A 23428-nucleotide genomic window follows, 5' to 3' on the forward strand; every position below is an offset into this window, starting at 1 on the left:
GATGCCATCATGACCAATCCCGTCACCGTCGAAGTTACCCGTGGTTTGCTTGTCGAGAGCCGTCATCGCGGCACGATCGTTGTCGTCGACGGTGATGGCGGCGTGGTGTTTTCACGCGGCGATATCGATGCCGGCGTGTTTCCGCGCTCCGCCTGCAAGGCGATGCAGGCCCTGCCGCTGGTCGAAAGCGGCGCTGCCGATGCCTATGGTTTCGGCCACAAGGAACTGGCGCTGGCCTGTTCCTCCCACAATGGCGAAGACGAGCATGTGGCGCTGGCAGCCTCGATGCTGGCGCGCGCTGGCCGCGATGTCGAGGCGCTGGAATGCGGCGCCCACTGGTCTTCCAACCAGAAGACCCTGATCCACCAGGCCCGCACGCTGGAGAAGCCGACGGCGCTCCACAACAATTGCTCCGGCAAGCACTCCGGTTTCGTCTGCGCCTGCTGCCACCAGGGCATCGATAGCAAGGGCTACGTCGGCTACGAGCATCCGCTGCAGCAGCAAATCCGCGACACGATGCAAGACCTGACCGGTGCCACACTCGGCGCCGACGTCTGTGGCACGGACGGCTGCTCGATCCCGACCTATGCCGTGCCGCTGCGCGCTCTCGCGCACGGCTTTGCGAAGATGGCGACCGGCCAGGGTCTCGGCGCGTTGCGTGCCAAGGCCTCGCGCCGGCTGATCGAGGCCTGCATGGCTGAGCCCTTCTATGTCGCCGGCAGCGGCCGCGCCTGCACGGAACTGATGCAGATCGCACCCGGCAAGATCTTCTGCAAGACCGGCGCCGAGGGCGTGTTCTGCGCTGCCATCCCGGAACAGGGCGTCGCCATCGCCGTCAAGTGCGACGATGGCACCGGCCGCGCAGCCGAGGCAATGATCGCCGCAACGCTCGCCCGCTTTTTCGAGACCGATGGCGAGATCCACGCCGGCCTGATGGCCATGGCGACAAAGTCGATGCACAACTGGAACGGCATTCACGTCGGCGACGTCCGGGCGACGATCTAAGCCCACCGAATTTGCCGAGCCAGTCGCTCACGCCAGTTGGATCGCCAGCCCGGCATCGCGATAGGGCTGGAGGTCGGCCTCCGGCAGCGGTCCGGGCAGGATCATGCCGGCCACGGATGCCAGCGGCAGGATATGGCACGGCGACGATGCGTCGAGCTTGTCCGGCGTCGCCAACACGAATGTTTCGGCGGAACATGCCGAGATATGCCGCTTGATGGCCGCCTCCTCGAAGTCGCCCGTCGAAAATCCATGGGCGGGGTGGACGGCGGTAACCCCGAGAAAAAAGATATCCGGCCGCACCAGTGAAATCGTTGCCATCGCACTCGCTCCGGTTGAAACCATCGAATGTTTGTAGATCCGGCCGCCGATCAGAATGACCTCGGCCGTCGGATGATGCTCCAGTACGCCGGCAATCGTCGGGCTGTGCGTTATCACGGTGAAGGCAAAGCCCCGTGGCAGCTGCCGGGCAATTTCCGCGTTCGTCGTGCCGCCATCGAGGAACACCGTCTGGCCAGGGCGGATCATGCCGGCGGCACAGGCGCCGAGCCGCTGCTTTTCCCCGGACGACAGGCTGCGGCGCGCAGACAGGTCCGGCAAGTTCGGCGACAGCGGCATCGCCCCGCCGTGCACCCTGAGCAGCAGCCCCTCGGCTGCCATCTCGCGCAGATCGCGCCGGATGGTGTCTTCCGACACGCCGAGCATTTCTGCCATCTGCTTGGCAATCACCTGTCCCTCGCTGCGCAAGGCCGCCTGGATCGTCGATTTGCGTTGGTTCGTCAGCATGCTTGTTTCCTGCACGAAGTTACACGATATTGCGCATAATATGAAATATGACTCGACATACCAGCAATATTATCGATATTCGTGCAAATTGTCGCATCAGGCGACAGGAGACAAACCATGTTGATATTGATTGCCGGCCCTTATCGCTCCGGCACGAACGACGACCCGGTTAAAATGGCGGAAAACCTGAAGCGGCTGGAAGCGCCGTCGCACCGCTTGTTCGAGGCCGGCCACGTACCGATGATCGGCGAGTGGGTCGCCTTGCCCGTCTGGAACGCCGCCGGTGGAAAAACCGTTGGCGACGACCTCTACGAGGCCATTTTCCATCCTGTTGCCGGCCGGCTTCTGGCCCTTTGCGACGGCGTGCTCCGCCTGGAGGGAGCATCCAAGGGCGCCGACAACGATGTGCGCATCGCCAGGGAACGGGGCATTCCCGTGTGGAACCGCCTCGAGGATGTTCCGGGCTGCGCCTGAAGTCGGCAGGGGGCGATCTATCGCCCTCTTATCCTCCGATTTTCCGACGCATGGCCTTTCACTTCGGTGAGAAACGCGCTTATTCTACTCCCCCAAGGGAGAGGAATCATCATGACAGTTTTGTATTATTCGCCGGGAAGTTGTGCACTTGCGAGCCTCATCGCCATGGAGGAATCCGGCATCGCCTACGAGCCGCGCCGCATCGATCTTTCCAAGGGCGATCAGAAGACGCCGGAGTATCTGAAACTCAATCCGAAGGGCAGGGTGCCCACGCTGGTGACCGAGCGTGGCGTCATAACCGAGACGCCGGCGATCCTCGCCTATATCTCCCAGGTCTCGCGCAACGTACGGCTGGCGCCGCTCGACGACTCCTTCGCCTTTGCCGTCATGCAGGCGTTCAACAACTACCTGTCCTCGACCGTTCACGTGAACCACGCCCACGGGCGCCGGGGTAGCCGGTGGTCGGACGATGCAGCCGCCATCGAGACGATGAAGGCCAAGGTGTCGCAGACCATGACCGAGAGCTTTGTGTTGATCGAGGACCAGCTGCTGGCCGGCCCCTGGGTGCTCGGCGGCAACTATTCCGTGGCCGACGGCTATCTCTTTACCGTCGCCAGCTGGCTGCCCGGTGACGGTGTCGATATGGACCTGTTTCCCAAGGTCAAGGCGCATGGCGAGCGCATGCGCGACCGGGCGGCCGTCCAGCAGGCGCTCGCCATCGAAAAGGGCTGAGCCTCAGCCTTTTTCCTGCCCGCGCGTCGCCTGCATGGCAAGGTAGGCGGGGCGGGCCTGGCAGCGCTTGATCCAAGCATCGAGGGCCGGACGCGCGTCGAACAATGCTGCCTCGCTCTGGGCATAGCGAAGCACTTCGGCAACGTTGAGGTCAGCGACCGTGAAGCGATCGCCGACGAAATGGCCGTTCGCCGAGAGATGTTTCTCCAGCACGTCCAGTGGCCGCTTCAGGAGGCGGCAGGCCACCGCGATCGTGGCCTTGCCGGCATCGGTGCCCTGTTCCCCACGGTCGTAGGTCTGGACAAGGCGGATGCTGTGCGGCTCCAGTTCCGTCGCGGCGAAGATCGTCCACATCGACAGCAGGCCGTCCTCTTCCGCCGTCTGGCCAGCGAGCGGCCCACCATGCTTGCGCGCAAGGTAGAGGTTGATGGCGAGTGATTCGTGCATGACGAAGTCGCCGTCGGTAATGCTCGGGATCAGCCCCATCGGGTTGATGGCGAGGAACTCCGGCGACATGGTGTTGATCGGTGCGCCCGGCGCCAGCGGCTCGTCCAGACGGTGGGCCTGCATGACGGGTATGGATTTGAACGGAATCCCCAGTTCGTTTGCCATCCAGTAGTTGCGCGATGCGCGCGAGCGATAGACGCCATAAATCGTCAGCATGAAGGTTCTCTCTATTTGCTTATGCCGACAAACCTATCTGGCAGCGCAGGCGAACGGAAGCAGCTGGCGTTGATGCAGCGATGAAAGCTTTTGATCGGTCGCGCTACGCCAAGCGGTTGCCGAGGATCGTCAGGTGCGGATAGGCCGTGCTGCCGGTTACAAGGTCGGCCGATGCAGGCTTGTCCCAGAGGAAGGCGACGATTGCCCCCTGGCTCGCGGCCTCGAACAGGTTGTTCGAAATCACCGCCGATCTCGCCCCGTCGGCGACCGAGACCGCGCAACCGACAGGCGCATTACGGACGATGTTGCCGGAGGCGACGAGGTTGCGCATATAAGGCCCCCAGCCGAGCTTGATGCCCCAGAGCGGTGCGTTTTCGATGACGTTGCCCGAGATCAGCGTGTCCGCCTCAGCCGAGATGCCGATGCCGAAACCGCCGTCCTGTGCATAGGGCGCCGACAGCGACAGGTTGCGCACCAGATTGCCGGTGACACTGGCGAGCCGGCCGCCCTTGTCGAAATTGGCGATGGCGATGCCATTGGCGGCGCCGTCGATCAGGTTGCCCGACACGACAGCGCCCTCGAATTCGAATTCGCAGAAAATCGCCGTCTCGCCGGAGCGCAGGCACTGGTTGTCGCTGATCTGCACGTCCGAGGCGGAGTTGGCTCGCACCGCCGTAAAGGCGCAGTCGGCGATGTGGTTGTCGGTCACCATGACATTGCCGGCGTAATAGACGTTGATGCCGTTGCCGTTCTCCCCGGTGCCGCCGTCGCGCGCACCGATCCGGGCGATGCGGTTGCCGGAGATGACGCTGCCATCCTCGCCCTTCTGCCAGCGATGCACCAGAATGCCGCCATTGCCGCAATCCTCGACGCGGTTGCCGGTCATAGTCAGCGCGTTCGACTGGACCGCATAGACGCCGGCATTGGCCGCGCCCGAAATACGGTTGCGCTCGATCCTGCCGCCGCAGCGCTCCAGATGCAGCCCATTCCCGGCGCTGCCGGTAATCTCGCAACTGCTCAGCAGCAAATCGCCGACGCCATCGAACCGCAGCAGCCCGCCGGCATCCTCGGCGAGCCCGAGGTTCCCCCCGTCGATGACGACGCCGGAGATCTCGATCCGCCCGGCATCGGCCGCCTTCATCAGAAAGCCGCCGCCGCCATAGACGATGCGCGTCGCCCCGGGGACGCCGATCAGCCGCGTATTATCGGGGAGGGTGAGGTTCGAGGCCGTGTAGTTGCCTGCCGGCAGCATCACCGGCCCCTTGTTCCGAGCTGCCGCATCGATCATCGATTGCAGCCCATCCGCCGACACCCGCTTGCGAAACGCCACGCCATCGATGGCACCGCGCATATCCGAGGCAGCCACATTCCCCGCCGGCCCCGCCAGCGCCCGCGAAACCGCTGCCGCACTCGCCGCCGCCGCACAAGCGCCAAGCATCAACTCACGTCGGGAAATCATGCTCGGCTCCTCGAATGCAAGGGAGTTCGCCTTATGCTCCCTTCATGATGCCGATAAAATCGGACGAGACGCAATCCCGGTCTATCACACACGCCGGAACCACTCTTTTTCCTGCGTCGCCCTGATCATTTCCAGATCGAAGTCCGCAAAGGCGATCTCGCTTTGCTCTCCTGCCATGCAAACAATCCGTCCTAGGGGATCGACGGCAAGAGACCGGCCGTCGTTCTTCGGTGCCGGATAGTTGGCCACGGCGACACCAACAACCGATTGGAACGCCATGGCGCGGATGCCTGCCACGCGGACATCGCCCACCTCGGGGTCATCGACAAGAGGGCTGCTGTTTGGCACGAAAATGACCTCGGCGCCCAAGCGGACGAGGTCGGACGCCACGTCGGGAAATTCGCGGTCCATGCAGATCATGATGCCAACTGTAACATCGCCGTTCCGGGTCGAAAGGCGAACGACACTGGAGCGGTCGCCCGGTGCGCAGGCATCTTCCGGGATGTCGAAATGGCAGATGTGTCGCTTTCTCTGCTGCAGCACGATTTTGCCGTCACTGTCGATCAGGACTGCAGCGTTGAAGGGCCTGGGTTCGGCCCGTTCGAGAAAGGTTGCCACGACGGCAATACCATGTTTGCGCGCTGCGTCGCGAAACCGCTTCACGTATTCCCCATCAGGGGCCACCGCTCCATCGACCCAAGACGCCCTGGAGCCCGCATCCGTGCCGTCGTAGCGGCCGTAACCGTTGGAAAACATCTCGGGAAACACCACGACATCGGCGGCTGCCTTGGCTGCCGAGGCAATCGCGTTACCAACGTCCGCATCCGGCATGATTTGCGCCAGCCCGACGCGCATGGAATGGGTCGCCAAGACATCCTCCTTGTCTGCATCGCAATCGCACATGGCCGTTTCGCTGAACGCCGCAGTCTGTCGATGCGCCCTCGCAAGCACAGAAGGTATCACCGTTTTGCGTCCCATCGACAAGCAGAAACCGCCCTACCGGATGCCGCCCGTGGCGACAAGGCAGCCCATCGCGCTCCGCCGTTGATCCATCTAAATTTGCGCGAAAGCACAGCCGCCTCTGGCCGTCCGGCAAACGGTCGCTATCTTGTCTTGCATGAGGCCAGATGCATTGCTTTACCCCGCCCCGGAAGGGCTTTTCTGCCCGGTCGGCGGGTTTTATGTCGATCCGGTGCGCCCGGTCGACAGGGCGTTGATCACCCATGGGCATTCGGACCATGCGCGGCCCGGCCATGGCCATGTGCTTGCCACCCGCCAGACGCTCGACATCATGCGTATCCGCTACGGCGAGGGCTTTGCCGGCAGCGAGCAGGCGGCCGGCTTTGGCGAGGAGATCGTCGTCAACGGCGTCACCGTCAGCTTTCATGCCGCCGGCCATGTGCTGGGCTCGGCGCAGATCGCCATCGAGAAAGACGGCCTGCGGATCGTCGTATCCGGCGACTACAAGCGTCGCCCGGACCCCACCTGCGCCGCCTATGTGCCCGTGCCCTGCGACGTCTTCATCACCGAGGCGACCTTTGCGCTGCCGGTCTTCCACCATCCGGACCCGATGGCCGAAACGCGCCGGCTGCTTGCTTCGCTGAAGCAGTTTCCCGACCGTACCCACATGGTCGGTGCCTACGCGCTCGGCAAGGCGCAACGGGTCATCCGTTTGTTGCGCGATTGCGGCTATGACGAGCCGATCTATATCCACGGCGCGCTGACGCGGCTGTGCGATTACTACGAGAGCCAGGGCATCGCGCTCGGCGACCTCCGGCCGGCGACCATCGAAAGCCGCGCCGACCAGACGACATTCCACGGCGCCATCGTCGTCGGCCCGCCCTCGGCGTTCGCCGACCGCTGGGCGCGACGCTTCCACGACCCCGTCTCCGCCTTCGCCTCCGGCTGGATGATGGTCCGCCAACGCGCCAAGCAGCGCGGCGTCGAACTGCCGCTTGTCATCTCCGACCATTGCGACTGGCCGGAACTGCTGGAAACCATTTCCGAGCTGCAGCCCCGGGAAGTCTGGGTGACGCACGGCCGCGAGGAAGCCCTGGTCCGCTGGTGCGAGCTCCAGGGCATCAAAGCCAAGCCGCTGCATCTGGTCGGATATGAGGACGAGGGGGATTGATGCATCATCGTCTATCGGCTGCAGCTTCCCAGGCAGCGTTGTTTGGAACACGTGCAGAAGCTCCCATCTCCCTCTTTCCTGTGCTCGTCACAGGAATCCATCCACCGTGCGTCTGCACGGTGAGAGGACCTTTGCCTTACAGCGACAGTCTCCCGCAGCGCCGACGCGCTGCACTGGATTCCTGTGACGAGCACAGGAATGAGGGGAAGGAGGGGACTGAGGCCGGGGGAGCGATTGAGGCGGGATTGGTGGAAGCGCTGCGTTTCTTTACCTCCCCCTCTATGGGGGAGGTCGCGGCAAAGCCGCGGGTGGGGGTGATCTGCGGCAAATTCGGAGCTTGTGGCAGTCACCCCACCCCGTCGCTACGCGCCGACCCTCCCCATCAAGGGGAGGGTGCATACTCATGAAAGCTTTCGCCGATCTCCTCGATCGCCTGGTTCTGACGCCGAGCCGGAACGGCAAGCTGAAGCTGCTGACCGATTACTTCCGCGACACGCCGGATCCTGACCGCGGCTATGGCTTGGCGGCCATTGCCGGCACGCTCGATGTGCGCAACGTCAAGCCGGCGATGCTGCGCGAGCTGGTGCTGGAGCGGATGGATGCGGTGCTGTTCCGCTATTCCTATGACTATGTCGGCGATCTCGCCGAGACCATCTCGCTGGTCTGGGACAATGACGCCGATATCGAGCGGGCGCCAACCGATGAGCCGGGTCTCGGCCAGGTCATCGACGAGATGAATGCGCTCGGCCGCACCGAGGTACGTGGGTTCGTGCGCGACATGCTCGACAGGCTCGATTCCTCCGGTCGCTTCGCCTTCCTGAAGCTTGCGACCGGTGCCATGCGCATCGGTGTGTCGGCGCGGCTTGCCAAGCAGGCGCTGGCTGAATTGTCGGGCAAGGACGTGACCGAGATTGAGACGCTGTGGCACGGGTTGGAGCCACCCTACGTGACGCTGTTCCAGTGGCTCGAGGGCAAGGGCGACCGGCCGCTGCTGGCAACGCCGGCGATCTTCCACTCCGTCATGCTGGCAAACCCGGTCGAGCCCGGCAATCTCGATGGCCTCGACCCGAAGGACTTTGCCGCCGAATGGAAATGGGATGGCATCCGCGTCCAGCTGTCGCGCTCGGGCTCGACGTCGAAGGTTTACTCGCGCTCGGGCGACGATATCTCCGGTGCCTTCCCTGACGTGGTGGACGCCATCACCTTCGAGGGCGTCATCGACGGCGAACTGCTGATCGGCGGCACGGCGCGCTCTAACAACCCGACCCGCACCTTCTCGGACCTGCAGCAGCGACTGAACCGCAAGACGGTGAACGCCCAGATGCTCGCCGACTACCCGGCGTTCATCCGCACCTACGACCTGCTGTTCGACGGTGACCAAGATGTCCGCGCCCGGGGCTTTATCGAGCGTCGCGACCGGCTGGCCGAGATCATCGAGCACGCGCCGCACGACCGGTTCGATCTCTCGGCGCTGGTCGATTTTACCGACTGGGACGAGCTCGACAGGCTCCGCGCGGCGCCGCCCGATCCTGTCATCGAAGGGGTGATGATCAAGCGTCGCGACAGCCCCTACACAGCCGGCCGCGCCAAGGGGCCATGGTTCAAGTGGAAGCGAAATCCGTTCAACATCGACGCGGTGCTGATGTATGCCCAGCGCGGTCACGGCAAGCGCTCAAGCTACTATTCCGATTTCACCTTCGGCGTCTGGTCGACGACACCGGAGGGAGAGCAGCTGGTGCCGGTCGGCAAGGCCTATTTCGGCTTCACGGATGCCGAGCTGGAGGTGCTCGACAAGTTCGTGCGCAACAACACGGTCGAGCGCTTCGGTCCGGTCCGGTCGGTGAGGGCGGAGCGCGAATTCGGCTTCGTGGTCGAGGTTGCCTTCGAGGGCATCAATCGCTCGAGCCGGCACAAGTCCGGCGTGGCCATGCGCTTCCCACGGATCGCCCGTTTGCGGCAGGATAAACCGCCTTTCGAGGCCGATCGGCTGGAAACACTGGTGGCAATGATTGACGCCAAGACCCCTCCAGCCGAATATTAGCGTCAATGCGAATCCTCACCACAAAGTGAGTTGGCGCCGACCTTCAACCCGTGCAGACTTTGTCTGGCGGGGAACCACCGACGGAGCTTTACTTTGACTGATGTACCTGAGTTCTCCCACCGCCGTCGTGCAGTTCTGACCGGCCTTGCCGCCAGCATGCTCCTTCCAATCTCCGCCCGTGCAGCCTCCGTTGCCTCCCGTGCCACCACGCCGCCTGCTGCTTCGACGACACCACCGGCGCCGGCGACTGCTGCGCAGCCGGCCCCGGCTGCAAAGGCATCGGACGTTCCCAACACAGCACCGGCGCAGATGAGCGGCGATTATCAGCGTGAGCGCCGCAAGTTCCGCACCAACCTGCTCGTCAAGGGACCGGCGCCGGATAAATACGAAGCGCTCGTCGCTCCCGAAGGTGCAAACCAGATATTCTACCGCAGCGGCTATGGTGGAGAGCTCGAGCTCGTCGCCTGGGTATCGCGCTATGAGCGCACCCGCACGCCGCGCCCGGCAGTCCTCTTCCTGCATGGCGGCAATGCGATCGGCCAGGGCCACTGGCAGCTGATGAAGCCATACATCGACGCCGGCTATGTGGTGATGATCCCCAGCATGCGCGGCGAAAATGGCCAGAAAGGTAACTTCTCCGGCTTCTACGACGAGGTGGACGACGTGCTGGCCGCCTCGGACCGGCTGCGTCACATGCCGGGCGTCGATCCGCATCGCATGTTCCTCGCCGGCCACAGCATCGGCGGCACGCTGGCCATGCTGACGGCGATGTCGACGCGGCGTTTTCGCGCCGCCGCGCCGATCTCGGGAAATCCGGACTCTTTCGCCTTCTTCAACAGGTACCCGCAGGATATCCGCTTCGACGACAAGGACCCGCGCGAATTCCAGATGCGCTCGCCTGTCTGCTATGCTCACAGCTTCAAGTGCCCGATGAAGGTGATGCACGGCTCGGAAGAGGTGCACTTCGTCACCCGCGTCGGCATCCTGTCGAAACGGGCCCGCGAGGCGCATGTCAACATGGACGTCGACGTCATCCCGGGCGGCCACTTTTCTGCCCTGCCGGCCGAAATCGAACGCAGCATCCAGTTCTTCAAAGGTATTGCGGCCTAGCCTGTCACACAAAAATGGGTGGCTTTATCCGCAGAACACCCTTATCACGGTCGATTTCGGGTTGGTGACACTCTCGGATGCTGTGCCGCTGTGGACAAAATTGAGACGAGTGGGCGTATCTGTGGCGACACGTTCCTGGCTGCCGTAGTGGCGGGAGTCTCCGGGTATTTTGAGCCCCACTGTCGCAGAGGATGGACCGCCCACGAACTTTTGATATCGGGATGCACCACAGGCATCCGAGGTCGACGCCTGGTTTGACGGGGACGTGGTTGAGCATGCACTCAGAAAAATGAATGCCGAAAATATTGATGCTATCGGTGAAGGTTTCAAGGTTGTGCCTTTTGCGTGATGGTTTGCTCTATCTCTGCTTTATCAGAGGCATAGACATTGCCATCCCATCATTGCCGATGCAACCGACCTCTTAAATCTCAACACAGGATACAATATGGCGCCCTTCCCGTGGCCGTCGTCACGCTGGCATCATCCGTTCGATCAGTGCCTGCGCCGCCTCGGCGATGACGGTACCGGGCGGGAAGATCGCGTCGGCGCCGGCGGCCCGGAGGGTGGCGAAATCCTGAGCCGGAATGACGCCGCCGACCGCGATCAGGATGCTGGCGCCACCCCTGCGGGTGAGGGCGCTTTTCAACTCCGGCACCAGCGTCAGGTGACCGGCGGCCAGCGAAGACGCGCCGACGATATCGACGCCTTCGCGCACCGCGAGATCGGCCACTTCCTCCGGCGTCTGGAACATCGTGCCGACGACGACGTCGAAGCCGATATCGGCAAAGGCCGAAGCGATGACCTTCTGGCCCCGGTCGTGGCCGTCCTGGCCCATCTTGGCAACCAGAATGCGCGGCGCCGCACCCCTTGCTCTCCGGAACCCCTCGACGGCAGCAACGGCGGCGTTGAACACGGGATCGCTGTCGCCGACCTGGCTGCGGTAGACGCCGGAGATCGTCTGTACCTCGGCCACGTGCCGGCCGAATGCCTTTTCCATCGCCAGCGAGATTTCGCCGACGGTAGCCCTTGCGCGCGCCGCCTTGACCGCGAGATCGAGCAGGTTGCCCTCGCCATTGCGGGCGGCCAACGTCAGCGCATCCAGCGCCTGCTCCGTGGCGGCAGTATTACGCGTGCCCTTCAGCTGCTGCAGCTTCGACAATTGCCGGGCGCGCACCTCGGAGTTGTCGATCGTCAATACGTCGACGTCGCGCTCCTCGGCGAGCCGGGAGACGTTGAGCCCGACCACAGCCTGCCGGCCGCTGTCGATACGGGCCTGCGTCCGGGCGGCGGCTTCCTCGATGCGCAGCTTGGGGATGCCGGTTTCGATGGCTTTCGCCATGCCGCCGAGCGCCTCGACCTCCTCGATGTGACTGAGCGCCCGGGCAGCGAGATCGTGCGTCAGCCGTTCCACATAGGCCGAGCCGCCCCAGGGGTCGATGATGCGGCTGGTGCCGGATTCCATCTGCAGAAGGATCTGCGTGTTACGGGCAATGCGGGCGGAATGATCGGTCGGCAGCGCCAGCGCCTCGTCGAAGGCGTTGGTGTGCAGCGACTGGGTATGCCCCTGCGTCGCCGCCATCGCCTCGACCATGGTTCTGACGATGTTGTTCATCGGGTCCTGCGCCGTCAGGGACCAGCCGGAGGTCTGGCAATGGGTGCGTAGCGCCAGCGACTTCGGATCCTTCGGCGCAAAATTCTTCTGCATCAGTGCCGCCCAGAGCAGTCGCGCGGCCCTGAGCTTTGCCACCTCCATGAAGAAGTTCATCCCGACGGCCCAGAAGAACGACAATCGGGGGGCAAACTTGTCGATATCGAGCCCGGCAGCAACGCCGGCCCGCGCATAGTCGATGCCGTCGGCAATCGTGTAGGCAAGTTCAAGGTCAGCCGTCGCACCGGCTTCCTGCATGTGGTAGCCGGAAATCGAAATGGAGTTGAATTTCGGCATCCTTCGGCTGGTATAGCTGAAGATGTCCGAGACGATCCGCATCGAGGGCTGCGGCGGATAGATATAGGTGTTGCGGACCATGAACTCCTTGAGAATGTCGTTCTGGATGGTGCCGGACAACTTGTCCTCGGACACGCCCTGTTCCTCGGCGGCAACGATGTAGAGCGCCATGATCGGCAGCACCGCACCGTTCATCGTCATCGAAACGCTCATCTCGCCAAGCGGAATGCCGTCGAACAGCTGCTGCATGTCGAGGATCGAATCGATCGCCACGCCGGCCATGCCGACATCGCCGGCGACGCGCGGATGGTCGCTGTCATAGCCGCGATGGGTGGCAAGGTCGAAGGCCACCGAAAGCCCCTTCTGTCCGGCCGCCAGATTGCGCCGGTAAAATGCGTTCGACGCCTCGGCCGTCGAGAAACCGGCATATTGGCGGATCGTCCACGGCTGCTGGACATACATCGTCGGATAGGGGCCCCGTATGAAGGGTGCTGCACCCGGATAGGTCTCGAGAAACGGGACATTGGTCAGTTCCGCCTCGCCATAGCGACGTTTGACGTCAATCCCCTCAGGCGTCTCCCAGGCATCACCGGCTTCGGCAACCGTCGGAAGGTTAGGGCGAACCCAGGGCAGGATTGAAAAATCAGGAATGCGGCTCATACGATATCTCCCAAGCCCATGACCGGCACGAGTACCCCGCCACGCCCCTTCATCAACGAGCCCAAAGACCCCAGCCACCGGCTCATCGATTTTCGACAGGCACCACCCCATCCTCCCTCATTCCTTTGCTCGTCACAGGAACCCAGCCAAGGCGCGTCTGCGCCTTGAGGAGACCCGCTCCGCACGCGCAAGAGTCTTTTCCGCCCAAGGACTTGGGCGTGCTGGATTCCTGTGACGAGCACAGGAATGAGGGAGGGGGATGCGCTCTCTGTCGCAAGATGGTCCTGTTTCCAGGAGGGGGCTGTCAGGCCGCATGGTCGCAAGGCAGATGTCACGCGGCTCCCTTGGCCACCTATCGATGACCCGCGCCGCAGGGCCACTCCTTTTTCCCGAGCACCGCCCGATCCTCCCTCATTCCTGTGCTCGTCACAGGAATCCGGCCAAGGCGCGTCTGCGCCTTGAGGGGACCGGTGCCACGAGCGCAAGAGTCTTTTCCGCCCAAGGACTTGGGCGTGCTGGATTCCTGTGACGAGCACAGGAATGAGGGAAGGGGCGGCGCTCTGTGTCGCCGCAAGACGGCCCTGTTTCGAGGAGGGGGGTGTCAGGCCGCATAGTCGTAGGGCAGATGTCACGCGGCTCCCTTGGCCACCTATCGATGACCCGCGCCGCGGGGCCACTCCTTTTTCTCGAGCCCCGCCCGATCCGCCCTCATTCCTGTGCTCGTTACAGGAATCCAGCCAAGGCGCGTCTGCGCCTTGAGGGGACCGGTGCCACACGCGCAAGAGCCTTTTCCGCCCAAAGACTTGGGCGTGCTGGATTCCTGTGACGAGCACAGGAATGAGGGAGGGATCGGTACTGTCGTCGACTGTTTGGACATCGATATCCTCTTGCGGCCGTTGGCTTCGGGCCATCAAGTTCCGACCAGCGGCACCCTGTTCGACCATCATCATACCGTCTCCTCGTCCCGTCGCACCGGCCGCACGCCGACAGTGGCAACTGTGGTCCGAGGTCCCAGCACCGTGACGAGCCGCTCCTTTTCCGCAGCAAACAGTGTCGTCCCTACAATCAGTCCAGGCGGACGCTTCTGTCGGGATTGCGCCACCATCGATGCCAGGCTGCCATCGGCGATGGCGGCCTGCAAGCCACCTGCGCGTTCGATATCGCCAAACAGCGCACAGGCTTTTGCCGCCAGTGCATCGGTCAACGCCTCAAGGCCGCCGGAGCCGGCTGCAGGGTCGGTAACGTCGGCGAGGTGGCTTTCGGCGGTCAATACAAGCTGCGTGTTGCGCGCCAGGCGTCGCGCCAGCGGGTCGGGGATGCCATGCGCCAGGGTGTGCGGCAGCACGGCAATCTCGTCGGCGCCGCCCGTGCCGGCGGCAAATACTGCGATGGTGTTGCGCAGGATATTGGTCTCGGGGTCGCGCAGCGTCAGCATGCGGCAGCTGGTTTCGGTGAAGACATGCGGCCGTGGCGCTGGATCGACGCCGCAGGCTTCAGCGATGCGGGCAAAGAGCAGCCGTGCGGCGCGAACCTTGGCAATGGTGAGAAACTGGTCCTGGTCGGCGCAGAGGTTGAGACTGATGGCGCCGAGCACCGCTTCCGGCTCAATGCGCTCTGCCTCGAGGAGGCGCAGATAGGCGGCGATTGTCGCTGCCATGACGGCCAGTTCCTCCGCCTCGGTGCCGCCGGCATTGTGGATGATCCGCCCGTCGGCGTTCAGGATGGTGCCGCCGCGTGCCAGCCCTTGCCGTTGCCGGAAGCGGGTGCCGAGGTCGGCCGTCTCGACAGGCCGTCCGCCAAAGGCCGCCGGGGTGAAGGGGTCGATGCCGAAATGCACTGTCTGCGGTAGGTCCGTGCCGGAAGACTGCAGGAAGTTATCGACGACGGAAACCGACTGGACGCCCTGTTCGAGCCGCATCGAAACCGGACGGCCTGCGGTGGCGGCAAAGATTGAGGCGATAAGCGCCCTGTTGTCTGCACCGATCCCCGTGCCAAAACCTTGGGCGCTGTCGTCAAACACCATGCTGACAGCCGTGGCGCCGTTGGCCAGATCGTCGGCCAGTTGCGACAAGGCGCGTGTTGCATCGGGATCGTCGATCCGCTGGCAGATCGCCCAGGCCGCCGATGGCTGGCGACGCGCGAGCGGTGTTGCAGCCACACGTCTTTCGTAGAGCGGCTGGATGGCGATACCGTCGTCGGTCGCAGACACCAGCGTGCGGTCGAAATCAGCGCCCTTCAGCGCCTTGCCAACCAGCGCCAGCCAAGCCTCGCGGTCTGTGGCGGCAAAAGCCTGCGGGTCGAGAATGTTCAGCGTCATACGATCCTCCTCAGGTCGTTCTAAAGGAGCGAGGCGGCGTCGAAAACAACACATTGGATGGTTTCTCAAAATAACTGCGCCATCCAGCCCAATTCGGATGACAAGCCTGCCTCACTGCCTCACTGCCTCACTGCCTCACTGCCTACTTCTGCACCCGACACCAGCCTCGCGCCAGCCGTGGCTGGCAGGGTGCGGTGCATTGCTCCTTTTGCGCGTTTTCGATGATGGCTGGTCCTATGCTCCTTTCCCGTTTGCTGTTGCTGGCTTCGACTGTCTCCTGCCTCGCGCTGGCAAGTTGCAGCATCATTCCCGACACCGGCGCCACCGATCCGGATCGCTTTGCCCAGGAAACCGCACCGGTCTTCTACCGGCCGGAAGGCATCGATCCCGAAAAGGTCAAGCGCCTGCCGGTGCAGCCGGTGCCCCAGGTGCGCAATATCTACCAGACGCAGTTTCACCAGACCTATGGCCTGCCGGTTTCCAATCCGGTGCACCAGGCAATGTATGCCCAGCAGCACGAAGACGATTTCACGCTTCCGGCCATACCCTATTCCCGCATCGATCCGCGCTTCCTGCGCCAGGAGGTCAGCTATCAGTCGACCGAGCGGCCGGGCACCATCGTCGTCGATACCCGGAACTACTTCCTCTATCTGGTCGAGGCCAACGGCAAGGCGATGCGCTACGGCGTAGGGCTGGGTCGCGAAGGCTATGCCTGGGCCGGGCGGGGCGTGGTGCAGTGGAAGCAGAAGTGGCCTCGCTGGACGCCGCCGGCGGAAATGGTGGCGCGCGAGCCGGACATGCGACCGATCTCGGCCGAGCGCGGCGGCATGAATCCGGGGCCGACCAACCCGCTGGGTGCGCGGGCTCTCTATATCTACAACAACGGCAAGGACACGCTCTACCGTGTCCACGGGACGCCGGACTGGCAGTCGATCGGCAAGCCGACATCGTCGGGCTGCGTGCGCATGCTCAACCAGGATGTCATCGATCTCTACAATCGCGTGCCGGCCCATACGCAAATTGTCGTGATGTAGGCGTCTCAGTCTACTATTTTAGGAGCTGTTGCATAAGCGCGATAGCGGCGGAAGATCAGGCGCTTTAAAGGCTTGTTAAGCTTGAATGGTCTTCAATCGGCGAAACTGATTCGGCACTTGTCGTTTTTGTCCGCCCGACGCCCCCGCACCATGGAATGATGTTCACACATGAACCTGCCTTCGTCTCTTTCACGCCGTAAATTTCTGACCTTCGCTGGCATCGGCGCCGCATCAACGCTCGCCGGCTGCGCCTCTTCGGCCGGTCCCGGCGGCCAGATCATCGAATACCGCAACCCGATGCCGATGATCAGCGGCTGGCTCGGCGGCAACGGCTATCGGGGCGAACAGCCAGATCCGGCCGTGATCTACGCTGCAATGGAAGACAACGGCTATCTCCTGCCGGCCATTCCGTATCAGCAGATCGACCCGAAGTTCTGGCGCCAGCGCGTCATCAACGACACCGGACAGCCGGCCGGCATGGTCATCGTCGATACACGCACCCGCTTCCTCTACATCACCGAACCCGGCGGCACGGCAATGCGCTACGGCATCGGCGTCGGTCGCGAAGGCTTCGCTTGGCAGGGCACCGGCGTTATCCAGTGGCGCCAGAAATGGCCACGCTGGAACCCACCGGACGAAATGGTTGCCCGTCAGCCGGAACTCGTCAAGTATTCGATCAAGAACGGCGGCATGGGCCCAGGCCTCAAGAACCCGCTCGGCGCGCGTGCTCTCTATATCTTCCAGGGCAAGCAGGACACGTTCTACCGCCTGCACGGTAATCCGGACTGGCATTCGATCGGCAAGGCCGTATCGTCGGGCTGCATCCGCATGCTGAACCAGGACGTCATCGACGTCTACGACCGCGTGCCGGAAAAGGCACCGATCATGGTCATCCAGTAATAGACCTAGAAAATGGGGGTCAGTCTGATTTTGTCAGATTGGCCCGCAACTGCTGCAGGCGGTCGCGAAGACCTGCCATATCGTCGATGCTGCAGCCTATGGTCTCGCCGATGGCGAGCATGATGCCATCGACCTCGCTTTTCATCGCCTCTCCCTTGTCGCTCAACGACACGATAAGCTGCCGTTCGTCCTCTGCATCGCGCGTCCGGACGATAAGCCCGTTCTGCTCGAGACGCTTCAGCAGCGGCGACAGTGTTCCGGAATCGAGATCCAACTGCTCGCCGATCGCCTTCACCGGCAGCCGGCTTTTCTCCCACAGCACCAGCATCACCAGATATTGCGGATAGGTCAGGCCGACGCGGTCGAGGATCGGCTTGTAGGCACGCGTAAACGCATGCGCCGTGGCGTAGACGGCAAAGCACAATTGCCGCTCGAGGCGTTTTTCCTCGTCGGGTACCACTCGTCTAGTCACTTGCTCTGCCATTTCATCCTGCCGTTCAGTTCCCATGTAATTGCCCACAGGGGCTTTCTAAAATCAAATCGCAAATATCTATTGCGCACAATTAGATTTCGCGATATATAAAATCATCCAACCGAGCAAGATCGTCCAACCGAGAAGGAAACGCGATATGCCTATTCTCTACACCACCAAGGCTTCTGCAACAGGCGGCCGTGCGGGCCACGCAGCATCTGAAAACGGCGCACTCGATGTCACGCTGACGGTTCCGAAGGAACTGGGCGGCGACGGCGCTGCCGGCACCAATCCTGAACAGCTGTTTGCTGCCGGTTATTCCGCCTGCTTCCTCGGCGCATTGAAGTATGTCGCGGGCCAGCAGAAGGTCAGCATCCCGGAAGACACAAAGATCACCGCAACGGTTGGCATAGGCCCGCGCGAAGACGGCACCGGCTTCGGTATCGAAGTGGCGCTGTCCGTCCACATCCCGGGCATGGAAAAGGCCGAGGCTGAAAAGCTCGCCGCTGCCGCCCACATCGTCTGCCCCTACAGCCACGCCATGCGCACCACGACCGAAGTGCCGGTCACGGTTGCCTGAGCCAGCATTTGCCGGGACACGCGAAAGGCCTTCTCCCAGCCGGGAGAGGGCCTTTTTTGTCCTGGAACAAGATGATGATGTTGGCGAGGACCGCTGCCGCTAAACACAACGGTTGCGCATGAGGGGAAATCCCGAAACTGCTTCGAGCAAATCAAAGTCAAACTGCATGAGACCAGGATGACGAGACGGCGGCATTGTTCGCGTTGACGGCGGCAAGGCGATGATCGCCGCCGTCCCACTTCATCGAGGCTAGATCAGACCAGTTGGCCGAAATCGGCAGGACTGAAGTCCTTGAGGGCGGCGGTGTCGCCAGCATGGATCTTGGCGGCCCAGGCCGGATCGCTGATCAGCGCACGGCCGACGGCGATGAGGTCGAACTCTTCGCGCTCCATCCGGCGCACCAGATTGTCGAGACCGGTCGGCGTCGAGCTTTCGCCGCCGAAAGCAGCCATGAAATCGCCGGAGAGGCCGACGGAGCCGACGCTGATGGTGGCAGCGCCGGTGAGCTTCTTCGCCCAGCCTGCAAAGTTCAGGCCGTTCTCTCCGTCTATCTCGGCAAATTCAGGCTCCCAGAAACGACGCTGCGAGCAATGCAGCACGTCGACCCCGGCTTCGACCAGCGGCACGAGCCAGTCCGCCATTTCATCCGGGGTTTCCGCCAGGCGGGCCTTGTAGTCCTGCTGCTTCCACTGACTGAGGCGCAGGATGATCGGATAGTCCGGACCGACTGCGGCGCGGATGGCTTTGACAACTTCGATCGGGAAGCGCGAGCGTTCCTTGATCGACGTGCCGCCAAACCGGTCGTCGCGGATATTGGTAAGGCCCCAGAAAAACTGGTCGAGCAGATAGCCATGGGCGCCGTGGATTTCGAGTGTGTCGAAGCCCAGGCGCTTGCTATCTGCGGCAGCGCGCGCATAGGCGGCAAGCGTGTCAGCTATGGTCTCGTCGCTCATTGCCTCGCCGAATGGTGCGTCTGGAGCCTCGAGACCCGATGGGCTCTCGATCGGCGATGGCGGAACCCACTCGGTTCGGGCGTTCCTGACGGCGCCGACATGCCAGATCTGCGGGCCCATCTTGCCGCCGGCTTTGTGGACGGCGTCGATGACGTTGCTCCAGCCGGAAAGCGATGCTTCGCCATGGAAGAACGGCACATTGGGATCATTCTTGGCGGCCGGGCGGTCAATTGCCGTGCCTTCCGAAAGGATCAGTCCGACTTCGTTTTCGGCGCGACGGCGGTAATAGGCGGTGACGTTGTCGCCAGGGACGCCATCCGGCGAGAAAGAGCGCGTCATCGGCGCCATGACGATGCGGTTCTTCAGTTCCAGCGACTTGACGCGGAAGGGCTGGAACAGGGAGGATACGTCTGTTGAACTCATGGAAAGGCTCCGCATTGATGATGCGGCAGATTAGTATATCCTGGATACCTAGTGTCAATCAGGCACTTTTCGGCCACTAGGTTGCTCAAAGGAAACCACCATGTCAGAACAGCAGGCATTGTCGCGGGAAGCCGGTGGGGAAATCGCAAGCTCCTCCCGGAAAAAGGTTCTCAGCGCCGCCGATTGCCCGCACCGCCTGCTTCTGGAGCAGATCGCCGACAAATGGTCGGTGCTGCTGCTGGCAGCCCTTTGCGACGGCCCGCTGCGCTTCAACGAGATCCGCCGCACGCTGGAGGGCATCACCCAGAAATCCCTGACCCAGAGCCTGCGTCGTCTCGAGCGCAACGGTATCGTCGACCGCCGCGTCATCGATACATCGCCGGTTGCCGTCGAGTACAGCATCACACCGCTTGGTCATTCGCTGAAAACGCCTTTCCGCGCTCTCTACAGCTGGACGGTCGATAACCTGCAGGACGTTGAAAAGGCCCGCGCCCGGTTCGACCAGAGGAAGGGCGGGTGAGGAGATGTTGCGATTGATTGCGCGACTGCTATAAGCGGCGATCTTTGCATCAGGAGTAGATTTCGATGGCAGCCGATAACGACGAATACGTGTATGACGAGGCGACAGGCGACTGGCGTCCCGCCTCCGAAGTAAAGGCTGCCGGCGCTTCCGGTGCCGTCGAAGTGCGCGATGCCTCCGGCACGGTTCTGAAGGACGGCGATAGCGTCACGCTGATCAAGGATCTCAAGGTCAAGGGCGCAGGCCAGACCCTGAAGCAGGGCACTGTCATCAAGTCCATCCGTCTGACCGACAATCCGGAAGAGATCGACTGCCGCCACGACGCCATCAAGGGCCTCGTCCTGCGCACCGAGTTCGTCCGCAAGCGTTGATCGCCAAAGCCCCGGATCGGAACCGGGGCTCACTCCGATTCTCTCGCTTCACACCCGGCGCTTGCTACCGCTTCAGGCTGCCAAGAATACCCCGCACCAGCGCTCGCCCGACCTGGGTCGCGACGGTGCGGGCGACACTTTTTAGCGCCGCCTCCATCACCGTTTCCCGCTGATAGCCGGCCCGTCCGGCCGGTTTCTCCTTGGTCTCGTCCTTGTCTCCGCCAAAGCCGGGCAGGGTCCAGCGGCCCGAGGCGTTGTCGTTGTCGGCGGGCTGAGCCTGCGGGTGCTGCTTGGCGGCATCCTGGTCGGCGGCCTTGCTGGCCCGGGCGATCAGGATCTCGTAGGCAGATTCCCGGTCTATATCCTGGTCGTACTGGCCGGCAACCGGGCTGTTGGCCATGATCTTCTGGCGCTCGTCATCCGTGACCGGGCCGATGCGCCCGGAAGGCGGGCGGATCAGCGTGCGCTCGACGATGGACGGTGCGCCCTTGCCCTCCAGCGTCGACACCAAAGCCTCGCCGGTACCGAGCGTGGTGATGACGGTGGCGCAATCGAAATCGGGGTTGGGCCGAAACGTCTCGGCAGCGCTCTGTACTGCCTTTTGCTCACGCGGCGTATAAGCGCGCAGCGCATGCTGCACCCGGTTGCCGAGTTGGGCAAGCACGGTGTCTGGCACGTCGAGTGGGTTCTGGGTGACGAAATAGACGCCGACGCCCTTCGAGCGGATCAGTCGCACCACCTGCTCGACGCGCTGCGTCAGCACTTTCGGAGCGTCGTCGAAGAGCAGGTGGGCCTCGTCGAAGAAGAACACCAGTTTCGGCTTTTCGGGATCGCCGATCTCGGGCAGTTCCTCGAACAGTTCTGACAGCAGCCAGAGGAGGAAGGTCGCATAGAGACGCGGGTTCATCATCAGCTTGTCGGCGGCCAGGACCGAGATCTGGCCATAACCGTTCTGGCTGGTGCGCATGATGTCGCTGATCTTCAGGGCTGGTTCCCCGAAGAAATGCTCGGCGCCCTGCTGCTCCAGCACCAGCAGCCCGCGCTGGATTGAGCCGACAGAGGATTTCGAGATCAAGCCGTACTGGTTGGAAAGCGCAGACGCGTTTTCCCCCATGTAGTTGAGCAGCGCCTGGAAATCCTTGAGGTCGAGCAGCGGTAGTCCGCCCTGGTCGGCGATCTTGAAGGCGATGTTGATGACGCCTTCCTGTGCTTCCGACGCGTCCATCAGCCGCGACAGCAGCAGCGGCCCCATCTCGGCAATCGTGGTGCGGACGCGGTGGCCCTTTTCGCCGTAGAGATCCCAGAAGATCACCGGAAACTGCTCGAATTCATACGGCGAGAGGCCGATCTCCTCGGCGCGTTTCAGCAGGACATCCTTCGGCTCGCCTCGCGCCGCAATGCCGGAAAGGTCGCCCTTGATGTCGGCGCAGAAGACCGGGACGCCGGCCCGCGAAAAGCCCTCGGCCATCACCTGCAGCGATACGGTCTTGCCCGTACCGGTAGCGCCGGTCACCAGCCCGTGGCGGTTGCCGAACTTCAGCGACAGGTATTCCTTGCCGGCGATGCTGTCGTCCGGCTTGCGGCTGGCGCCGAGAAAGATCTGTCCCTTGTCGTCAGCCATCCGTCGTCTCCCCACCGGATCAGGCAGCCCTGCCGGCTGCGATCGTGTTTTACATTGCTAGTTATAAAGGGGGTCTTCCGCAGGAACAACAACTTGCTGCGGGCACTGCCATAATCGCAGAAAAGCTATCTCCCGCGTCACGTCGCCTTGAGTTGGCCGGCCAAACAAAATACGCTTGAGGCTACCTTTAATCCCTGTGGCAGGAGAGCCCCATGAACGAAGTCGTAGACCAGATCGCCGCCAAGGCAGGCATCGCCCCCGATATCGCCGAACGCGCCGTCGGCATGATGCTCGGCTTCCTGCAGCGCGAGGCTCCGGACGGACCCGTCTCGAAGATGATCACGGCAATCCCCGGCGCGCCCGATCTCGTAGCCCAGTTCAACGGTGCCGAGACTGGTGGCGGCGGCGGTCTCCTCGGAGGCCTCATGAGCGCCGTCGGCGCTGGCGGCGGCATCATGGCGCTCGGCCAGGAACTGATGAGCCAGGGCCTGGGCATGAGCGAGATCTCGGCGCTCGCCAAGGAAACCATCGCAGTCGCAAGGCAATATGCCGGTGACAAAGTCGTCGACGAGGTCGTCGGCTCGATTCCGGGGCTCAGCCAGTTCGTCTGATCCGGTAATATAAGGCGGCGGTTCGGAAATTCGGGCTGTCGCCTATGCCTGCTTGTCCAGCCATTCCCGCAGCGCGGCGTTGATGCGCGTCTGCCAACCCGGACCACCCTCGCGAAACCGCTCCAGGACATCCGCATCGAGCCGGATTGTCGTCGATTCCTTCGGCGTATCGATCAGCGGCCGACCGCGCCTGACGGGCACGCTCCTGAATTTCTCGATCCATTCGGGTGTGGAAAGGTCCGGCGCGTCGTCCTCGTCATGCCAGTCTGCCTGCGTAGACTTTTCGCTCTCGGTCATTGGCCTTCCTCATGCTGATTATACGCTCATGACCATCACGTGGTGTCCACACGACGATTACCATTCTGCCGTCAAGCCAACCAACCGTGATGAACCTCTGTTCGCCGTAGTCGGCTCGATCGTCTTCTCTGGTGAGGGTGTCACCCGCAAAAACTTCGCTGCAGCGCGCAAAATCCAGCCCACGCTCCCAAAGGGCATCATTGCGTTTCGCAGGATCGAAAATAATCGCCATTTTTGTTACTACAAAAATCTATAATTTGCAATAACGATACGATAGCAACTTTTGCGAGCAATGATAGTCCCGACGAGGCCCGTTGCCCGGGCGC

The 23428-nt window shown here is 62.7% G+C and carries 23 protein-coding genes; 12 read left to right on the forward strand and 11 right to left on the reverse strand.

Going from position 1 to position 23428, the window contains the following annotated elements:
• Window positions 1-9: 9 nt before the first annotated feature.
• Window positions 10-1005 (forward strand): asparaginase, encoded by a 996-nt coding sequence (locus J5289_RS07085; RefSeq protein ID WP_209183160.1) that lies wholly within the window; start codon window positions 10-12, stop codon window positions 1003-1005.
• A gap of 27 nt (window positions 1006-1032) precedes the next feature.
• On the opposite strand, the gene J5289_RS07090 is transcribed toward J5289_RS07085, so the two are convergent.
• Window positions 1033-1788, reverse strand: coding sequence for a DeoR/GlpR family DNA-binding transcription regulator (locus tag J5289_RS07090; protein WP_209183161.1), 756 nt, complete (start codon window positions 1786-1788; stop codon window positions 1033-1035).
• A 117-nt stretch (window positions 1789-1905) separates the two neighbouring features.
• Here J5289_RS07090 and J5289_RS07095 point away from each other — a divergent pair, with 117 nt between their 5' ends.
• Together J5289_RS07095 and J5289_RS07100 are read left to right on the forward strand one after the other, a co-directional pair.
• The gene (locus J5289_RS07095) at window positions 1906-2262 is read left to right on the forward strand and encodes a DUF4406 domain-containing protein (RefSeq protein ID WP_142824295.1); all 357 of its coding nucleotides are present in this window, start codon (window positions 1906-1908) and stop codon (window positions 2260-2262) included.
• Window positions 2263-2373: 111 nt separating this feature from the next.
• The gene (locus tag J5289_RS07100; protein ID WP_209183162.1) at window positions 2374-2994 is read left to right on the forward strand and encodes a glutathione S-transferase family protein; all 621 of its coding nucleotides are present in this window, start codon (window positions 2374-2376) and stop codon (window positions 2992-2994) included.
• Between the two features lie 3 nt (window positions 2995-2997).
• Here the strand turns inward: J5289_RS07100 and J5289_RS07105 are convergent, their stop codons facing one another.
• The 3 genes from J5289_RS07105 to J5289_RS07115 form a co-directional block, all read right to left on the reverse strand.
• Complete coding sequence (locus tag J5289_RS07105) at window positions 2998-3657, reverse strand: glutathione S-transferase family protein (protein ID WP_209183163.1); 660 nt, start codon at window positions 3655-3657, stop codon at window positions 2998-3000.
• 103 nt (window positions 3658-3760) lie between these two features.
• Window positions 3761-5116, reverse strand: a complete 1356-nt coding sequence (locus tag J5289_RS07110; protein WP_209183164.1) for a TIGR03808 family TAT-translocated repetitive protein — start codon at window positions 5114-5116, stop codon at window positions 3761-3763.
• 84 nt (window positions 5117-5200) lie between these two features.
• Window positions 5201-5986 (reverse strand): carbon-nitrogen hydrolase family protein, encoded by a 786-nt coding sequence (locus J5289_RS07115; RefSeq protein ID WP_209183165.1) that lies wholly within the window; start codon window positions 5984-5986, stop codon window positions 5201-5203.
• A gap of 247 nt (window positions 5987-6233) precedes the next feature.
• Between J5289_RS07115 and J5289_RS07120 the strand changes: the two genes are divergently transcribed.
• The 3 genes from J5289_RS07120 (at window position 6234) to J5289_RS07130 (ending at window position 10398) form a co-directional block, all read left to right on the forward strand.
• A complete protein-coding gene (locus J5289_RS07120; protein ID WP_209183166.1) occupies window positions 6234-7247 on the forward strand; it encodes a ligase-associated DNA damage response exonuclease in 1014 nt (337 codons plus the stop codon).
• A gap of 403 nt (window positions 7248-7650) precedes the next feature.
• The gene (locus J5289_RS07125; protein ID WP_209206627.1) at window positions 7651-9288 is read left to right on the forward strand and encodes a cisplatin damage response ATP-dependent DNA ligase; all 1638 of its coding nucleotides are present in this window, start codon (window positions 7651-7653) and stop codon (window positions 9286-9288) included.
• 156 nt (window positions 9289-9444) lie between these two features.
• On the forward strand, window positions 9445-10398 hold the full coding sequence (locus tag J5289_RS07130; protein ID WP_209184071.1) for a S9 family peptidase: 954 nt from the start codon (window positions 9445-9447) through the stop codon (window positions 10396-10398).
• Between the two features lie 469 nt (window positions 10399-10867).
• On the opposite strand, the gene scpA is transcribed toward J5289_RS07130, so the two are convergent.
• Both scpA and J5289_RS07140 read right to left on the reverse strand, forming a co-directional pair.
• A complete protein-coding gene (gene scpA / locus J5289_RS07135) occupies window positions 10868-13003 on the reverse strand; it encodes a methylmalonyl-CoA mutase (protein WP_209187359.1) in 2136 nt (711 codons plus the stop codon).
• 946 nt (window positions 13004-13949) lie between these two features.
• Window positions 13950-15320, reverse strand: coding sequence for a methylmalonyl-CoA mutase family protein (locus J5289_RS07140; protein WP_209206624.1), 1371 nt, complete (start codon window positions 15318-15320; stop codon window positions 13950-13952).
• A 236-nt stretch (window positions 15321-15556) separates the two neighbouring features.
• On the opposite strand from J5289_RS07140, the gene J5289_RS07145 reads away from it, so the two are divergent.
• Together J5289_RS07145 and J5289_RS07150 are read left to right on the forward strand one after the other, a co-directional pair.
• Complete coding sequence (locus tag J5289_RS07145) at window positions 15557-16354, forward strand: L,D-transpeptidase (protein WP_247749013.1); 798 nt, start codon at window positions 15557-15559, stop codon at window positions 16352-16354.
• A 168-nt stretch (window positions 16355-16522) separates the two neighbouring features.
• Complete coding sequence (locus J5289_RS07150; RefSeq protein ID WP_142824305.1) at window positions 16523-17254, forward strand: L,D-transpeptidase; 732 nt, start codon at window positions 16523-16525, stop codon at window positions 17252-17254.
• Between the two features lie 19 nt (window positions 17255-17273).
• Here J5289_RS07150 and J5289_RS07155 read toward each other — a convergent pair whose 3' ends face one another.
• On the reverse strand, window positions 17274-17738 hold the full coding sequence (locus tag J5289_RS07155; protein ID WP_209206642.1) for a MarR family winged helix-turn-helix transcriptional regulator: 465 nt from the start codon (window positions 17736-17738) through the stop codon (window positions 17274-17276).
• 145 nt (window positions 17739-17883) lie between these two features.
• On the opposite strand from J5289_RS07155, the gene J5289_RS07160 reads away from it, so the two are divergent.
• Window positions 17884-18306 carry an organic hydroperoxide resistance protein gene (locus tag J5289_RS07160; RefSeq protein WP_209183171.1) on the forward strand — a complete coding sequence of 141 codons (423 nt, stop codon included), beginning with the start codon at window positions 17884-17886 and terminating at the stop codon, window positions 18304-18306.
• A gap of 254 nt (window positions 18307-18560) precedes the next feature.
• Here the strand turns inward: J5289_RS07160 and J5289_RS07165 are convergent, their stop codons facing one another.
• Window positions 18561-19682 carry an NADH:flavin oxidoreductase gene (locus tag J5289_RS07165; RefSeq protein WP_209187360.1) on the reverse strand — a complete coding sequence of 374 codons (1122 nt, stop codon included), beginning with the start codon at window positions 19680-19682 and terminating at the stop codon, window positions 18561-18563.
• A 100-nt stretch (window positions 19683-19782) separates the two neighbouring features.
• On the opposite strand from J5289_RS07165, the gene J5289_RS07170 reads away from it, so the two are divergent.
• Both J5289_RS07170 and J5289_RS07175 read left to right on the forward strand, forming a co-directional pair.
• Window positions 19783-20202, forward strand: a complete 420-nt coding sequence (locus J5289_RS07170) for a helix-turn-helix domain-containing protein (RefSeq protein ID WP_209183173.1) — start codon at window positions 19783-19785, stop codon at window positions 20200-20202.
• Window positions 20203-20267: 65 nt separating this feature from the next.
• Window positions 20268-20573 (forward strand): alkylphosphonate utilization protein, encoded by a 306-nt coding sequence (locus tag J5289_RS07175; protein ID WP_142824309.1) that lies wholly within the window; start codon window positions 20268-20270, stop codon window positions 20571-20573.
• Between the two features lie 64 nt (window positions 20574-20637).
• On the opposite strand, the gene J5289_RS07180 is transcribed toward J5289_RS07175, so the two are convergent.
• On the reverse strand, window positions 20638-22194 hold the full coding sequence (locus J5289_RS07180; protein ID WP_209187361.1) for a helicase HerA-like C-terminal domain-containing protein: 1557 nt from the start codon (window positions 22192-22194) through the stop codon (window positions 20638-20640).
• A 212-nt stretch (window positions 22195-22406) separates the two neighbouring features.
• Between J5289_RS07180 and J5289_RS07185 the strand changes: the two genes are divergently transcribed.
• On the forward strand, window positions 22407-22805 hold the full coding sequence (locus J5289_RS07185) for a hypothetical protein (RefSeq protein ID WP_209206622.1): 399 nt from the start codon (window positions 22407-22409) through the stop codon (window positions 22803-22805).
• A 42-nt stretch (window positions 22806-22847) separates the two neighbouring features.
• Here J5289_RS07185 and J5289_RS07190 read toward each other — a convergent pair whose 3' ends face one another.
• Together J5289_RS07190 and J5289_RS07195 are read right to left on the reverse strand one after the other, a co-directional pair.
• Window positions 22848-23102, reverse strand: a complete 255-nt coding sequence (locus J5289_RS07190) for a BrnA antitoxin family protein (protein ID WP_209183175.1) — start codon at window positions 23100-23102, stop codon at window positions 22848-22850.
• Entirely contained in the window at window positions 23062-23334 is a 273-nt protein-coding gene (locus tag J5289_RS07195) for a BrnT family toxin (protein WP_209183176.1), read from the reverse strand. Before J5289_RS07195 ends, J5289_RS07190 begins: the two co-directional genes overlap by 41 nt.
• Between the last annotated feature and the right edge of the window lie 94 nt (window positions 23335-23428).

Source organism: Rhizobium sp. B230/85 (assembly GCF_019355735.1).
Taxonomy (GTDB): domain Bacteria; phylum Pseudomonadota; class Alphaproteobacteria; order Rhizobiales; family Rhizobiaceae; genus Rhizobium; species Rhizobium rhododendri.

Coding starts and splice junctions, on each gene's coding strand:
- J5289_RS07090 (WP_209183161.1), bottom strand. CDS start 1,788: ATGCTGACGAACCAACGCAAATCGACGATCCAGGCGGCCTTGCGCAGC.
- J5289_RS07145 (WP_247749013.1), top strand. CDS start 15,557: ATGCTCCTTTCCCGTTTGCTGTTGCTGGCTTCGACTGTCTCCTGCCTC.
- scpA (WP_209187359.1), bottom strand. CDS start 13,003: ATGAGCCGCATTCCTGATTTTTCAATCCTGCCCTGGGTTCGCCCTAAC.
- J5289_RS07130 (WP_209184071.1), top strand. CDS start 9,445: ATGCTCCTTCCAATCTCCGCCCGTGCAGCCTCCGTTGCCTCCCGTGCC.
- J5289_RS07110 (WP_209183164.1), bottom strand. CDS start 5,116: ATGATTTCCCGACGTGAGTTGATGCTTGGCGCTTGTGCGGCGGCGGCG.
- J5289_RS07105 (WP_209183163.1), bottom strand. CDS start 3,657: ATGCTGACGATTTATGGCGTCTATCGCTCGCGCGCATCGCGCAACTAC.
- J5289_RS07125 (WP_209206627.1), top strand. CDS start 7,651: ATGAAAGCTTTCGCCGATCTCCTCGATCGCCTGGTTCTGACGCCGAGC.
- J5289_RS07185 (WP_209206622.1), top strand. CDS start 22,407: ATGAACGAAGTCGTAGACCAGATCGCCGCCAAGGCAGGCATCGCCCCC.
- J5289_RS07190 (WP_209183175.1), bottom strand. CDS start 23,102: ATGACCGAGAGCGAAAAGTCTACGCAGGCAGACTGGCATGACGAGGAC.
- J5289_RS07100 (WP_209183162.1), top strand. CDS start 2,374: ATGACAGTTTTGTATTATTCGCCGGGAAGTTGTGCACTTGCGAGCCTC.
- J5289_RS07170 (WP_209183173.1), top strand. CDS start 19,783: ATGTCAGAACAGCAGGCATTGTCGCGGGAAGCCGGTGGGGAAATCGCA.
- J5289_RS07120 (WP_209183166.1), top strand. CDS start 6,234: ATGAGGCCAGATGCATTGCTTTACCCCGCCCCGGAAGGGCTTTTCTGC.
- J5289_RS07165 (WP_209187360.1), bottom strand. CDS start 19,682: ATGAGTTCAACAGACGTATCCTCCCTGTTCCAGCCCTTCCGCGTCAAG.
- J5289_RS07155 (WP_209206642.1), bottom strand. CDS start 17,738: ATGGCAGAGCAAGTGACTAGACGAGTGGTACCCGACGAGGAAAAACGC.
- J5289_RS07160 (WP_209183171.1), top strand. CDS start 17,884: ATGCCTATTCTCTACACCACCAAGGCTTCTGCAACAGGCGGCCGTGCG.
- J5289_RS07180 (WP_209187361.1), bottom strand. CDS start 22,194: ATGGCTGACGACAAGGGACAGATCTTTCTCGGCGCCAGCCGCAAGCCG.
- J5289_RS07140 (WP_209206624.1), bottom strand. CDS start 15,320: ATGACGCTGAACATTCTCGACCCGCAGGCTTTTGCCGCCACAGACCGC.
- J5289_RS07095 (WP_142824295.1), top strand. CDS start 1,906: ATGTTGATATTGATTGCCGGCCCTTATCGCTCCGGCACGAACGACGAC.
- J5289_RS07195 (WP_209183176.1), bottom strand. CDS start 23,334: ATGGCGATTATTTTCGATCCTGCGAAACGCAATGATGCCCTTTGGGAG.
- J5289_RS07085 (WP_209183160.1), top strand. CDS start 10: ATGACCAATCCCGTCACCGTCGAAGTTACCCGTGGTTTGCTTGTCGAG.
- J5289_RS07175 (WP_142824309.1), top strand. CDS start 20,268: ATGGCAGCCGATAACGACGAATACGTGTATGACGAGGCGACAGGCGAC.
- J5289_RS07150 (WP_142824305.1), top strand. CDS start 16,523: ATGAACCTGCCTTCGTCTCTTTCACGCCGTAAATTTCTGACCTTCGCT.